At 38.7% G+C, this 13,756-nt stretch carries 14 protein-coding genes and 1 pseudogene; 11 read left to right on the top strand and 4 right to left on the bottom strand.

What is annotated here, in order from left to right:
* Window positions 1-89: 89 nt before the first annotated feature.
* The 4 genes and pseudogenes from AF333_RS21860 to AF333_RS21845 form a co-directional block, all read left to right on the top strand.
* A complete protein-coding gene (locus tag AF333_RS21860) occupies window positions 90-707 on the top strand; it encodes a TetR/AcrR family transcriptional regulator (protein WP_043066997.1) in 618 nt (205 codons plus the stop codon).
* Between the two features lies 1 nt (window position 708).
* Entirely contained in the window at window positions 709-1,287 is a 579-nt protein-coding gene (locus AF333_RS21855; RefSeq protein WP_043066998.1) for a hypothetical protein, read from the top strand.
* Window positions 1,288-1,420: 133 nt separating this feature from the next.
* Window positions 1,421-2,122: a transposase gene (locus AF333_RS21850; RefSeq protein WP_053432752.1), complete on the top strand. Its 702-nt coding sequence runs from the start codon at window positions 1,421-1,423 to the stop codon at window positions 2,120-2,122.
* A 53-nt stretch (window positions 2,123-2,175) separates the two neighbouring features.
* A pseudogene (locus tag AF333_RS21845) lies at window positions 2,176-2,445 on the top strand (Tn3 family transposase); the annotation flags it as partial.
* Window positions 2,446-2,806: 361 nt separating this feature from the next.
* Here AF333_RS21845 and AF333_RS21840 read toward each other — a convergent pair.
* Complete coding sequence (locus AF333_RS21840) at window positions 2,807-2,995, bottom strand: hypothetical protein (RefSeq protein WP_043067000.1); 189 nt, start codon at window positions 2,993-2,995, stop codon at window positions 2,807-2,809.
* Window positions 2,996-3,265: 270 nt separating this feature from the next.
* Between AF333_RS21840 and iolC the strand changes: the two genes are divergently transcribed.
* The 7 genes from iolC to AF333_RS21805 all read left to right on the top strand — a co-directional run bounded on the left by iolC (window position 3,266) and on the right by AF333_RS21805 (window position 11,393).
* Window positions 3,266-4,264 (top strand): 5-dehydro-2-deoxygluconokinase, encoded by a 999-nt coding sequence (iolC, locus tag AF333_RS21835; protein ID WP_043067001.1) that lies wholly within the window; start codon window positions 3,266-3,268, stop codon window positions 4,262-4,264.
* Between the two features lie 133 nt (window positions 4,265-4,397).
* Window positions 4,398-5,855, top strand: coding sequence for a CoA-acylating methylmalonate-semialdehyde dehydrogenase (locus AF333_RS21830; RefSeq protein ID WP_043067002.1), 1,458 nt, complete (start codon window positions 4,398-4,400; stop codon window positions 5,853-5,855).
* A gap of 152 nt (window positions 5,856-6,007) precedes the next feature.
* On the top strand, window positions 6,008-7,942 hold the full coding sequence (gene iolD / locus AF333_RS21825) for a 3D-(3,5/4)-trihydroxycyclohexane-1,2-dione acylhydrolase (decyclizing) (RefSeq protein ID WP_043067003.1): 1,935 nt from the start codon (window positions 6,008-6,010) through the stop codon (window positions 7,940-7,942).
* A gap of 30 nt (window positions 7,943-7,972) precedes the next feature.
* Complete coding sequence (gene iolE / locus AF333_RS21820) at window positions 7,973-8,869, top strand: myo-inosose-2 dehydratase (protein WP_043067004.1); 897 nt, start codon at window positions 7,973-7,975, stop codon at window positions 8,867-8,869.
* Window positions 8,870-9,227: 358 nt separating this feature from the next.
* Window positions 9,228-10,073 carry a class II fructose-bisphosphate aldolase gene (locus AF333_RS21815; RefSeq protein WP_043067005.1) on the top strand — a complete coding sequence of 282 codons (846 nt, stop codon included), beginning with the start codon at window positions 9,228-9,230 and terminating at the stop codon, window positions 10,071-10,073.
* A 41-nt stretch (window positions 10,074-10,114) separates the two neighbouring features.
* Window positions 10,115-10,906, top strand: coding sequence for a 5-deoxy-glucuronate isomerase (locus tag AF333_RS21810; protein ID WP_043067006.1), 792 nt, complete (start codon window positions 10,115-10,117; stop codon window positions 10,904-10,906).
* 79 nt (window positions 10,907-10,985) lie between these two features.
* Window positions 10,986-11,393, top strand: a complete 408-nt coding sequence (locus tag AF333_RS21805) for a VOC family protein (protein ID WP_043067019.1) — start codon at window positions 10,986-10,988, stop codon at window positions 11,391-11,393.
* Between the two features lie 204 nt (window positions 11,394-11,597).
* Here the strand turns inward: AF333_RS21805 and AF333_RS21800 are convergent, their stop codons facing one another.
* From AF333_RS21800 to AF333_RS21790, 3 genes are all read right to left on the bottom strand, one after another.
* A complete protein-coding gene (locus AF333_RS21800; RefSeq protein WP_255322301.1) occupies window positions 11,598-11,930 on the bottom strand; it encodes a sugar phosphate isomerase/epimerase family protein in 333 nt (110 codons plus the stop codon).
* 50 nt (window positions 11,931-11,980) lie between these two features.
* Window positions 11,981-12,292 carry a sugar phosphate isomerase/epimerase family protein gene (locus AF333_RS21795; RefSeq protein WP_043067008.1) on the bottom strand — a complete coding sequence of 104 codons (312 nt, stop codon included), beginning with the start codon at window positions 12,290-12,292 and terminating at the stop codon, window positions 11,981-11,983.
* Between the two features lie 79 nt (window positions 12,293-12,371).
* Window positions 12,372-13,670, bottom strand: a complete 1,299-nt coding sequence (locus AF333_RS21790; protein ID WP_043067009.1) for an MFS transporter — start codon at window positions 13,668-13,670, stop codon at window positions 12,372-12,374.
* Between the last annotated feature and the right edge of the window lie 86 nt (window positions 13,671-13,756).

Here is a 13,756-nt window from a genome sequence, read left to right as displayed (position 1 = left end):
ACTATATTGGTAAAAAGTGTTATATTTTTATAGACCGAATAGTCCAGACTAGACGGTCTATAATAGTGAACTAGGAGGAATATAAAAAATTGAAGGAAAAGTCATTTGAAAGAAAAGCTGAACTATTTGAAGCAGCGTTAGATGAGTTTATAATAAAAAACTTTGAAGAGGCTTCTTTAAATCACATCTTAAAAAATGCAGGTATTAGTAAAGGTACTTTTTATTATCATTTTCAGGATAAACAAGCACTTTATTTATTTATATTGGAGTCATCGGCTAAAGCCAAATGGGAATTTGTGAGTAATAGGACTAAAGAATATACAGAAGACTATGAGGAAAAGGATATTTTTGAAAAGTTTAAGTTACAGGCAAGAATTGGTGTAGAATTTGCTATAGCTTTCCCTAAGTATTACCAATTAAGCAAAATGTTTTTGAAAGAAAAAGGTAACAAAATATACGAGATAGCAAAGGATATGTTAGGAAGCAGTACAGAAAAATTGCTTGAAGAAATGGTAGAGGAAGCAATAAAAAATGGAGACTTCAAGGGGAAATTTTCTAAAGATTTTCTTGTAAAAACTATAAGTTATCTGTTTGTTCATTTTGATGAAATTTTTTATAAGGAAGAGGATTTTGAGCTTCAAAGAATGATAAAGAACCTTGATCATTACGTTGATTTTATGAGAGGAGGATTAGGTAGGAGTGAATAACATGAAAAGAAAACTAAAACGATATGATAAAACGATTGCTGTAATTTTTGGAGTACTCACCTTATTATTCCTTATTTTGGCGTTTACTAATAAAGATTTTTTTGAGTGGGCTTATGAACGGCACCAAAATCAATTAAGTTGGTATTTAAGGCCATTGTTCCTTGTACCTTTTTGTTACTTTGCATACAAAAAGAGTTGGGGTGGCATTTTAGGAACAATTTTTTTGCTGTTAACTAGTATGTTCTGGTTTCCAAAGCCTAATGTTATAAGCGAACAAGTAAAGCAATTCTTAGACATGGAAAAAGACTATCTAAGTGGTGATTGGGGATTTGCAAAATTATTGATGACATCTCTTATACCCATTTCATTCATTGCTTTAGGAGTAGCTTTCTGGAAGCGTAGTTTATGGTTTGGATTATCTGTTGTTGTTTTTATGGCTGTGGGTAAAATGATTTGGAGTGTGGCATTTGGCGGAGAAGCTGGGAAGTCGATCTTTGTCCCTGCAATCATTGGGTTAGTAATTTGTATCAGCTTAATTTATATAGGGTTTAAAAAACTTGAAAAAAAGAAAAGAGAGTAAATTATGTTAGAAACTGTAGTTGCCCAAAAATACTTACATAAATTTACAATTGAATAAAAAAGAAACATATCTCTTCACCCTGTGTAAAAATAGAAGTACCACCAACCACTTTTACGCAAAGGAGAAGACTTATATGCCTCTTACGTATAGGGTAGCACATCAACAGGAAATCAACAATATTTTACGTACCTGGCGTTTCCCACTTTATTTTTCTAAGCCGGTAATGAACCATAGGGTTCATTTTCTCGATGGTGTGATGACCAGAGGTTTTTCTGGAACGTTAACCGATATCCATCGTGAAAGCTGCCATTCACAAGACCGACGGACACTGAGCCATTTTCTTACTCATGGAAAGTGGAATGAGCAGCATTTGATGCGTATAATTCAGCAACAATCATGGGAGAGCATCAAGAGGGAAGCGAAACATACACAAGAGCCGATTTTTGCTATTATCGATGATACGGTCTGTAGAAAGACAAAGCCCTCGTCACAGGCATTGTCCCCTATGCAAGGAACAGATTTTCACTATTCCCATACCGAAGGTAAGTCAGTATGGGGACATGCAGTCGTTCAGGAGTTCATTCGATGTGGTGAAAAAGCATTCCCTTATGCGTTTAGCCGATACGAATCAGAGCAAAACAGCAAAATTGATATTGCATGTGAACTACTTTCTTTTACAGCCATGTTCTGCAGTGTAACAGGACACGGTGATATCTTAACAGGACTACGAAGTTGGCAAAACAAAAAGACAGAGAGTTGGATCGAATTTGTTTACTATGAAGCAAAGGCAGGAACGCAGCTGGATTTGATAAAAAATCAGTTACAAGCTGCCTAGGGAAGCCTTCGGTTCTTTCTACATGGTAAATTTTTCATCAAATTTTGGGCAAGTCTAGTAATAGTTTTATTTTCTTTGGAAACAATGGCGAAATCCAAAAGAATCAAGTAAAAGATCAGGAAATTTTTGTTTTATGCCTTCAACTTCTTCAAAACTGCTTGGTTTATATTAATACGTTAAAAATCCAGAACATTATTAAGGAGCAAGGATGGCTTGAGAGGATGACTTCTGAGGATTTACATGCACTTACTCCTTTGATTTATAACCATATTACTCCTTATGGACAGTTTGAGAAGGATTTAGATAAACGACGCCCATTGTAGGTGCAAGAATGCAGCTCAAACAAGAGTATAAACGTATAGGTATAAGTTTTCAGAGTGTGGAGAAACCCTACTTATGAAAATAGAGATTTTCCACCTAAAAATTTGACGCCTCAGATTCGCCTGTACGGGCTTCTAGAGGCATAGGGAGACATTTTTGTACCCTCTAAAATTATCAAAATTAGATCGAGATTTTTGAAAAACCCCTTTCTCGACAGTCTGATAATGAAAGGATTTCATTATCTTACTAGCAGTATAATTGGGGCTTAATGACCTCGTTCATATCAGCTTGGTGGCGATACTCCAATAGAGTACTGAATTAATTTTTAGATGTATATCCGCTGGAATTCTTCCGAATCCGCCACTAAAAAGTAGAGACTGATTGACGACAAATTTCCAAAATATTTCCCGCCTCTGTGGCCGAGTATCCTTCCATGACTAGTCGAACCGCCATAAGGCGCTGCTTAAAGAGCCTATCTTGCATTTTTCGTTCTTCTATACATAGTCTTTCCGGTATAAAACCATGTGCTCGTGTTACGATGAGTTTTTCCATACATTCCGACTCCTATGCTTAGGACCATTGCTGTTGTATATACAGACGTACTTCGTTAACAGAACAATCCAAAAGATAAACCAGACCTAATATTCAAAAAAGTAATAAAAAAGCTTTGCGATTTTTGTTCAAATATGTATAATGAGAGTTAGGAAAGCGCTTAACCAAATTGATCTTAAAATCCTTGAGATAGTATCTGATAAGGATGAAGATAAGTAGGGAATAAATTTTTGTTTGGGATAGCGCTTAACCGTAAGGGGGGAGTATTGAATGAATCCAATTGTATTTAAGGAAGAGCGTCCATTGGATTTTATAGCAATGGGACGTTTATGTATCGATTTAAATGCGAATGAAACACAACGTCCAATGGAACAAACAAAAACATTTACTAAATATGTAGGAGGATCTCCTGCTAATATCGCAATTGGAACGTCGCGTCTTGGTCTAAAAACAGGTTTTATTGGCAAAGTGTCTGATGACCAGATGGGACGCTTTATTACTCAATATTTACAAGAAAATGATATCAATACAGACCATGTTGTAGTAGATCAAACAGGTGCGGTAACAGGCTTGGCTTTTACAGAAATTAAAAGTCCTCAAGAATGCAGTATTTTAATGTACCGGGACAATGTTGCTGATTTAAAGATCAAACCGACAGAAATTTCCGAAGAATATATTAAACAATCGAAATCTTTATTAATCTCCGGAACTGCTTTAGCAAAAAGCCCTTCAAGAGAAGCAATATTTTTGGCACTAGAGTATGCAAGGAAACACAATGTAGTTGTTTTCTTTGATATCGATTATCGCCCTTATACGTGGGAATCGGGGGCAGAAACAGCAATTTATTATAATTTAGCAGCCGAAAAATGCGATGTCATTATTGGCACACGTGAAGAGTTTGATATGATGGAAAAATTTTTGAATTATAAGGAATCCAATGATCAAGCGACAGCCGACAGATGGTTTTCACACCATGCGAAAATTGTAGTTATCAAGCATGGAGGTGACGGATCGATTGCTTATACGAGAGATGGTCAATCGCATCGCGGGGGGATTTTTAAAACCAAGGTGTTAAAAACATTTGGTGCGGGTGATTCTTATGCTTCTGCATTTATTTACGGATTGATGCAAGGGCTAGAAATTCCCGAAGCAATGAGATTGGGTGGTGCTTCTGCTTCGATCGTGATTTCGAAGCATAGCTGCTCAGATGCGATGCCGATAGCGGAAGAACTGAAAAGTTTTATGGAAACTGCTGAAGAGGTTTTATAAAGAGTCTAAATAAGACGATCAAGGGAGCTCCATGTTTGTTAAATGAATGGATAGAACGTTGATTATACATGCTTCAAATAATCAGAAATCAGAAATTTCTAAAATAATAAATGGCGTAAAGGAGCGAATTTTCATGACGCAAACAGCAATTAAAACAGTGAAAAACTATATCGGTGGTGAATGGGTAGAGGCATCGACTGCTAAGACAGAACACGTTTATAACCCGGCAACAGGTGAAGTGATCGCAGAAGTACCTATTTCTACAAAAGAAGATGTAGATAAAGCAGTTCAAGCCGCTAATCAAGCATTTACAACATGGTCAAAGGTGGCGGTTCCAAGACGTGCTCGTATTCTATTTAAATATCAACAGTTATTAGTAGATAACTGGGACGAGTTAGCGAAGTTAGTTACGATTGAAAACGGAAAAAGTTACAAAGAAGCGTACGGCGAAGTACAACGCGGAATTGAATGCGTAGAATTTGCAGCTGGGGCACCAACGTTAATGATGGGCAAGCAGCTTCCGGATATCGCAACAAACATTGAGTCTGGGATGTATCGTTATCCAATTGGGGTTGTAGGAGGGATTACACCATTCAATTTCCCTATGATGGTTCCATGCTGGATGTTCCCACTTGCCGTTGCATGCGGTAACACGTTTGTATTAAAGCCATCAGAACGTACACCACTCTTAGCTAGTCGTCTTGCCGAATTATTTGAAGAAGCGGGGTTACCAAAAGGTGTATTAAACATCGTACATGGTGCTCATGACGTAGTAAACGGCCTTCTCGAACATAAACTAGTCAAGGCCATCTCATTCGTAGGTTCACAACCTGTTGCGGAATACGTATATAAAAAAGGTTCAGAAAATTTAAAGCGTGTTCAAGCATTAGCAGGTGCGAAAAACCATTCCATTGTGTTAAACGATGCAGATCTTGATATAGCAACATCTCAAATTATTGGTGCAGCATTCGGTTCTGCTGGTGAACGCTGTATGGCGGCTTCCGTCATAGTGGCTCAAGAAGAAATAGCGGATGCCTTAATCGAAAAATTAGTGGAAGAAGCAAACAAGATTCAAATTGGTAACGGACTTGAAGAAAATGTATTCTTAGGACCGGTCATTCGTGATAGCCATAAAGAACGTACACTTCGTTATATAGAGTTGGGTGTTCAAGAAGGAGCCCGCCTTATTCGTGACGGAAGAAAAGATCCAGCAGTAAATGGTGAAGGCTACTTTGTCGGTCCTACTATTTTTGATGAAGTAACACAAGAAATGAAAATCTGGCAAGATGAGATTTTCGCTCCAGTTTTATCGATCGTTCGTGTGAAAACACTAGACAAAGCCATTGAAGTTGCTAATAATTCAAAGTTTGCGAATGGTGCTTGCATTTATACAAAAGATGGAGGAAGTGTGCGTCAGTTCCGTGAAAACATTGACGCAGGTATGTTAGGTGTTAATGTCGGCGTTCCTGCACCAATGGCATTTTTCCCGTTCTCTGGTTGGAAAGATTCTTTCTATGGTGATCTTCATGCGAACGGTATGGACGGAGTAGAATTCTATACGAGAAAGAAAATGATGACTACTCGTTGGTAGTCAATGCGAGATACATAAATTGTACTTGATAAATTGGCATTCGTTCGTGGAGTGAAGGAAGAAAAAGAAGAGGCCTTTGTTTTTCTCTTCTTTTTCTCCAACCTCATACCACCATACAAATGTCGAAACTATATTAGGAAGGTGGCGATGAAATGAAAGCATTGAGAATGACCACTGCACAAGCATTGGTGAGATTTTTAAATCAACAATATGTAGAGTTTGATGGAAAACAGGAAAAATTTATTAAAGGTATTTTTACGATTTTTGGTCACGGGAATGTTCTAGGACTTGGTCAAGCATTAGAACAAGAGGCCGGTGATCTTGAGGTTTATCAAGGAAGAAATGAACAAGGAATGGCTCAAGCAGCTGTAGCTTTCGCGAAACAAAAGCATCGTAAACAAATTATCGCTTGCACAGCTTCGGTTGGCCCTGGTTCTGCCAATATGGTAACGGCTGCGGCCACAGCTTCTGCCAATAATATCCCGGTATTGTTGCTTCCTGGTGATGTGTTTGCGACAAGACAGCCGGATCCGGTCCTTCAGCAAATTGAGCATACTCATGATTTATCCATTTCAACGAATGATGCGTTTCGTGCAGTTAGTAAATATTGGGACCGTGTGAATCGTCCAGAACAATTAATGACGACCATGATTAATGCGATGCGTGTTTTAACAAATCCTGCCGATACCGGTGCAGTAACGATTGCCCTGCCACAGGATGTTCAGGGGGAAGCATGGGACTTTCCAGAATATTTCTTTCGAAAACGTGTTCATCGAATTGAACGTCGTGTGTCGACAGCAGATAGCCTAGAAGATGCAGTTACCCTTATTAAAGGGAAGAAAAAGCCGGTGATTATTTGTGGCGGAGGTGTACGTTATTCTGAGGCGGCAGAAGCACTAAAGCAATTTGTTGAAACATTCCATATCCCATTTGGAGAAACACAAGCCGGAAAAAGCGCTGTTGAAAGCAACCATCCTTATAATCTTGGTGGTATCGGTGTAACGGGAAATCTAGCAGCGAATACGATTGCCAAAGAAGCAGACCTTGTAATTGGAGTTGGTACAAGATTTACTGACTTTACGACCGCATCCAAACAATTGTTCCAGAATGAAAGAGTCGACTTCTTAACGATCAATGTTTCCGAATTTCATGCAAACAAACTTGATGCAGTGAAAATTGTCGCAGATGCAAAGGTAGCTCTTACTGCTTTAGAAAATGAACTGAAAGCGATTCAATATAAATCCGGTTATACAAATGAAGTTACTACTGTAAAAGATGCATGGGAAACAGAGGTAGAACGTCTGCGAAGTATTCGTTATGTGGAACAAGGTTTCACGGCAGAAGTTGCTGGACATCTCGATGATGCATTGATTGAGTATGCTGGTATGCTTGGTACAACGCTGACCCAAACAGAGGTGATTGGAGAAATTAATAAACGAATTGATGAAGATGCCATCATTATTGGTGCTGCCGGTAGTCTCCCGGGTGATCTGCAAAGGATGTGGATATCCCGTAAGCCGAATACGTATCATATGGAGTACGGCTATTCTTGCATGGGCTACGAGATTTCAGGAGCACTTGGAGTGAAGCTGGCCGAACCAACCAAAGAAGTGTATGCCATGGTTGGAGACGGAAGCTATCAAATGCTGCATTCAGAATTGATAACAAGTCTTCAAGAAGGAAAAAAAATCAATGTATTACTTTTTGATAATTCCGGTTTTGGCTGTATTAATAATTTACAAATGGGTAACGGTATGAGTAGCTTTGGTACAGAGTTCCGTTATCGAAACCATGAAACGGGGCAATTAAATGGAAGTATCATGAAAATTGATTTTGCTCAAAGCGCTGCTGGATACGGTGTAAAAACGTATAAAGTTACGTCTATTCCAGAGTTAATACAGGCAATCGAAGATACGAAGAAACAATCTATTTCCACGTTAATTGATATTAAAGTATTGCCAAAAACAATGACACATGGCTATGAATCATGGTGGCATGTAGGCGTTGCAGAAGTATCCGATCGTTCAAGTGTGCAAGATGCATACAAGGATAAAGAAAGCAACCTTAAGAAAGCAAGACGCTATTAAGTAGGAGACGGATAGAGGAGAGACAAAGAAATGTTTAAAGAAAATACAATTAAGCTTGCTATTGCACCGATTGCATGGACGAACGATGACATGCCCGAGTTAGGAGAAGAAAATACATTTGAACAATGTATCAGCGAAATGGCGCTAGCCGGATTTATTGGGAGCGAGGTAGGTAATAAATATCCTCGAGATACAAAAGCATTAAAAAAGGCTTTAGCACTAAGAAATTTAGAGATTGCAAGCGCCTGGTTTAGTGCCTTCCTTACAACAAAACCTTTAGAAGAAACTGTTGAGGCTTTTATTCAACACCGGGATTTTCTCCATGAAATGGGGGCGAAAGTTATTGTTGTATCGGAACAAGGACACAGTATTCAAGGGTTAATAGACGTGCCGCTATTTAAAGAAAAACCAGTGTTTACAGAAGAAGAATGGAACAAACTTACAGAAGGGCTGCATCATCTTGGTGAACTGGCTGCTGTAAAAGACATGAATATTGTGTATCATCATCATATGGGCACAGGTGTACAAACGACAAAAGAAATTGAAAAATTAATGAAAATGACCGATCCCCAGCTTGTTTCGTTACTTTTTGATACAGGACACCTTGTATTTTCAGGAGAAGATCCAATTTATGTTTTGAAAAAGTACTTACCTCGTATTAAGCATGTACATTTGAAAGATATTCGTCGAGGGATGGTAGAGAGAGTAAAAGAGAAAGACTTAAGCTTTTTGCAGGCGGTCAAAGAGGGGATATTTACTGTACCGGGAGATGGTACGATTGAATTTAGCGGAATTTTCAAAATAATATCCTCTTCCGATTATGAAGGATGGTTTGTGGTGGAGGCGGAACAGGACCCGGCTTTAGCAAATCCCTTTGAATATGCAGTTAAAGCCCGGCGTTATATAAAAGAAAAAAGTGGTCTTTAATTTCAGGGCTACACCTAAATCTATGTTTGACTAGTACATACAAAGTGCGGTGAAGGACAGGAAAAGGGATGGACATGTCACTTCATTCCCCTTCTAGGGAAGTGCAAACGGACTGCTTCAGGGGACAACCAAGCTCGTTCACAAAGGAACAAAGATGATAATCTCCGAAGGGTTGTGGGGCAACTGCCCGCTTAATTGTCCCCTTCCACTAGGAAGTCACGTAAAGGTGTTCCGCTCCCTATCCCTTTTCCTGTCTCACCAAACTTTTTCTTCAGTTCAAACTACTAAGTACATTTTTTCGTATAAAGCATTAATTTCTTGCTTGTTTATAAATAAGGTAGAAAAAGGTGAATGTTCAATGGCACTAGTAAAAATGAAAGATATTTTAACAAAAGCGGAGCAGGAAAATTACGGGGTAGGAGCCTTCAGTGTTGCCAATATGGAGATGGTCATGGGAGCGATTAAAGCAGCCGAGGAGCTGCGTTCGCCTTTAATTATGCAAATTGCAGAAGTTCGTCTCAAGCATTCGCCCATCCATATGATTGGGCCTTTAATGGTTGCAGCAGCAAAAGAGGCAGATGTTCCTGTGGCGATTCATTTTGACCATGGTATGACTATGGAAAAAATTAAACAAGCATTAGAAATTGGCTTTAGTTCCGTTATGTTTGATGGTTCTCACTATTCACTAGAAGAAAATATTCAAAAAACAAAAGAAGTAGTAGAGTTGACCAAACAATATGATGCAACAGTAGAAGCGGAGATTGGAAGAGTAGGTGGCAGTGAAGACGGTTCGGAAAATATTGAGATGTTGCTTACAGACAAGCAGGAAGCCAAACGGTTTGCCGAGGAAACAAAGGTGGATGCATTAGCGATTGCGATTGGAAATGCACATGGTATGTACAAGGGGGACCCGAACTTACGATTGGATCGTCTGCAAGAAATTGATCAACAAGTGGAGATTCCGTTGGTCTTGCATGGTGGTACCGGCATTAGTGCTGATGATTTTAGGAAGTGTATTCAACATGGCATTCGCAAAATTAATGTTGCAACTGCCACTTTTCATAATGTAATAAACACGGTTAATCAGTCAGTTGAGACGATACCTTATTCAGATTATTTTGTGTTTCATCAGGATGTAATCCATGCAGCGTATGAAAACTTTAAGTATCATATGGAGATATTCGGAAGTTGCGGTAGAGTGTAGATACAAAATGGGAGTAAGAATATAAAAAGGAGGAACGAACATTGTTTGGTAAACTAGGTGAATTAAAGGAAGGGTATAACGTATTAACCGAAATAGAGGGTCTACACAGTGACATGTTCATGGACATTGGAATTTATAAAATGTGTAATGGGAAAGAAGAAATTTTAATAGAGAGTAGGAAAGAAACAGCTGTCCTTCTATTAGAGGGTAAAGTACGGCTTGAATGGGAAGGGAATGTACAAGAAATTGAGCGAAAATCTGTTTTTGAAGAAGAGCCCTGGTGCCTGCATGTGGCTAAAAATGTAAAAATTAAAGTTACAGCTCTTGCAGATAGTGAAGTACTTGTACAGAAAACGGAGAATGACAAAGAGTTTGAAGCAAGGTTTTATACACCTGATGATTGCCAAAACACTGTTGCTGGTGAAGACGTATGGGAAGGAACGGCAAAACGTGTGATCCGTACCATTTTCGATTACGAAAATGCGGCACACTCCAACATGGTAGTGGGGGAGGTTATCTCCTATCCAGGAAGGTGGTCGAGTTATCCGCCCCATCATCACGATCAGCCTGAAGTATATTACTACCGTTTTGATAAGCCGCAAGGATTTGGCTGTGCGATGGTTGGGGAGGAGGCATTCCGTGTTGTACATAACAGCTTTATCACTATTCCAGGTAAACTAGATCATCCTCAGTCAACGGCTCCAGGGTATGCGATGTATTTTTGTTGGATGATTCGACATCTCCATCATAATCCATGGACGGACCGGATTATGGAAGAAGAACACAAATGGCTAGTAGAGCCGAATGCAAAAATTTGGCCAGAAAAAGAATAGCCGAGCAGCCAAGTGCTTTTTCAAGCCTTGGCTGCTTCCATTTATCAATGAAGTAATTTATTACATGGAGGAGAATACGTTGATTAAAAGGATAGAACATGTAGGCATTATGGTATCAAATATGGATGAGTCCATTACGTTTTATGAAACACTGCTCGGCTTCCAGCTTCGTGTAAGAGTAAAGAATGAAGAAAAGGAAATTGCTTTTTTATCCCATAACGGGCTGCCAGACTTTGAAATTGAGCTTCTACATGATTTGCAGCCGACTACTTCGTATTCAGCTTATGGGTTAGTTAATCATGTTGCATTTATTGTTCATGATATAGAAGAAATAATTTCATACTATAAGCAAAAAGGGATCGTTTTTGAAACAGAAAAGCCAAAGTATGGGATTAATGGACGTAAAACCATTCGTTTTAGAGGATTAGATGGAGAAATATTACAATTAGTAGAAGAAAAAAAAGAGGAGTTCATACAAAATAAATAAGCAGCCTTATGCAACAGGCTGCTTGGGAATCTTCTTGGTTTGCTAATAGGCTAATTTTTTCAAAGAAGAGGAATCATATAATGACTCATAGGCTTTTTCGATATAGTGAGTTATTTTTAAGGAGTCTGCAATGGAATACTCAGGCTGCTGATTTGTGCTAATACAATGATGAAGATGCTCTATTTGATTCAAATATTGAAGAGACTATTCAGCATATTTATAAATCCAGTCCATGCTTGGCGTCCCCTTATCTGCTTCGAAAGGATTGGGGCCGGGAGCACAGCATTCCACAACAACTGTACCATCGAAGCCAGTTTTTTGAATCCCAGAAAATACCTGGTTGAAGGGAATATGCCCCCGTCCCAATGCCTGCCGGTTGCTATCTGCCACATGCACAACTTCTAAAACATCTTTTACTGTTATAAATGGTGATTCCATATCTTCTTCTTCAATGTTCATGTGATATGTATCTAGCATTGCTTTAACCTTAGAATGTGCGACATCAAGTGTGCATGTTCCGCCGAATTTACAATGCAGCTCTCATACCGGTTTAAAGGTTCAATTACCAGTGTTGCATCCGATTTTTGCTATGTTTTCTGATATTTTCCTTGTGCCTGTTTTACTGCTTCTATTTGTCGTTTGAAATGATCCACAGCCTTTTGACGGTAGACAGGATTTTTATTGGCTAGATCAGTCTCTTCATTAGGCCAGGAAGTATCTCCTGTTAGGCCGTTCATTTCTAAAGATAATTCTTTTGAAAGATGCAGCAGTTCTTTCCAATTATAATCGTTGGTAGCAGCACGTATTTCAATCGAATCATATCCTGCACTAGCAGTGAATCTCATAACGTTTTCGATAGGCTCATTCCCAAAAGTCCAGCTGCATATAGAAAACTTCAAATGTAACCTTCCTTTCATTTTGATATCATTATATCCATCTTATCGTAGAGGTGTACTTTTCACATTTCGTTACGAAGCATTATTGTTCGTATGCTTTCTTTTTAGGTTCATCCATTTTGTATTTTTCTGTTCTTTCAAATTCGACCACTTTTGTTACTGGTAGTGTAAGAAATCTTGTTAGGAAGGCACCAGCGAAATACAATATGGCAAAAATCCACATAACTCCTTCTATTCCTAAAGTTCCAATGAACAGCGTAACGATAGCTGGCCCTACGAAAGCGCTTAATCCAGAGCCCAAATTTAATACAGACATTGCGGCTCCCTTATTTTCGGGTGCTAGAGATGGCACTAAAGCAGTAAGGGGGACATATCCGGCTAATGTAGTTCCATAGCTGCATGCTACTATCATCATGACCCAATAATTATGTCCTACAAATTGTGGTACATAATAAAGAGCAAGAGTTACAATTCCACAACCTACACATCCAAACCATGTCACTGTATTGACCCAACCGAATTTGTCTCCTATAATGCCAAAAATCAAATTGAAAATAATGTTGACAAAGAAAAGAGTACCCCAAATTTGTAGCCATTCACTTACAGTGAAACCATACTGTGTCATGTAGGTAGGCAAAAAGATGACAAAGCCAAATTGAGCTGCTGAATTGATAACCTTTACAATGCCCCCTATACCAACTTTTGGATTCTCGAACATAATGGTAATTCCTTTAAGTAATTTTTTTGTTTTGTTATCGCTTACTTTTTGTTTCTCAAATGTATCTTTATTGATAATTATAGAAAATACTCCACCTAGAATCACAAACAGTAAAGCACTCCAGAGCGTTGCAATTTCCCCGATTTTAGGAACCATATAGCTGGAATAAAAAGCACCGATTACACTTAATCCAAGCTGAAATACAAACCAGAACCAACCCACAGCTTTTCCTAGCATTTGCTGTGGTGTACGATAGGAAACCCAGACGAGAAAAGAATAAGCAAATAAAGGATAACCCAAACCTCGTAAAGCATAACCAAATAATATAACAGCGTAATTCATGCTGGGGATTCCCCAACCTATAAATCCGATAGAGCCTATGATAAAAGAAGCCAAACCAAGTGTCATGGCTCTTCTAGGCCCCCACATTTGAACAAATATACCTGAGAACCAGGAAGATGCCGATACAGTGATGCCATAAACCGTAAACAGGAAAGCAGCTTGTCCCATCGTTAACCCTTGTTTAACAAGATAGGGGGATAACCAACCTTGTTCTAATCCATCTCCAATCATAAATGCGATAATCCCGATATAGCCCCAGATTAAATGAGAGGGAATTCCCATTTTATCCGCTAATGATTGTTGTTGATGAAATGTGTTCATTAAATGTTCACCCTCGATTCGTTCGTTTTTTCAAAAATAAAACATCTTAGGTTAAGCGCTTACTCTAAAAACAAAAAAATAACACG

Origin of the sequence: Aneurinibacillus migulanus, assembly GCF_001274715.1 — a bacterium.
GTDB classification, from domain to species: Bacteria; Bacillota; Bacilli; order Aneurinibacillales; family Aneurinibacillaceae; genus Aneurinibacillus; species Aneurinibacillus migulanus.
This window is presented reverse-complemented; position numbering and strand designations above follow the sequence as displayed.

Coding starts and splice junctions, on each gene's coding strand:
- AF333_RS21855 (WP_043066998.1), top strand. CDS start 709: ATGAAAAGAAAACTAAAACGATATGATAAAACGATTGCTGTAATTTTT.
- AF333_RS21850 (WP_053432752.1), top strand. CDS start 1,421: ATGCCTCTTACGTATAGGGTAGCACATCAACAGGAAATCAACAATATT.
- AF333_RS21840 (WP_043067000.1), bottom strand. CDS start 2,995: ATGGAAAAACTCATCGTAACACGAGCACATGGTTTTATACCGGAAAGA.
- iolC (WP_043067001.1), top strand. CDS start 3,266: ATGAATCCAATTGTATTTAAGGAAGAGCGTCCATTGGATTTTATAGCA.
- AF333_RS21830 (WP_043067002.1), top strand. CDS start 4,398: ATGACGCAAACAGCAATTAAAACAGTGAAAAACTATATCGGTGGTGAA.
- iolD (WP_043067003.1), top strand. CDS start 6,008: ATGAAAGCATTGAGAATGACCACTGCACAAGCATTGGTGAGATTTTTA.
- iolE (WP_043067004.1), top strand. CDS start 7,973: ATGTTTAAAGAAAATACAATTAAGCTTGCTATTGCACCGATTGCATGG.
- AF333_RS21815 (WP_043067005.1), top strand. CDS start 9,228: ATGGCACTAGTAAAAATGAAAGATATTTTAACAAAAGCGGAGCAGGAA.
- AF333_RS21790 (WP_043067009.1), bottom strand. CDS start 13,670: ATGAACACATTTCATCAACAACAATCATTAGCGGATAAAATGGGAATT.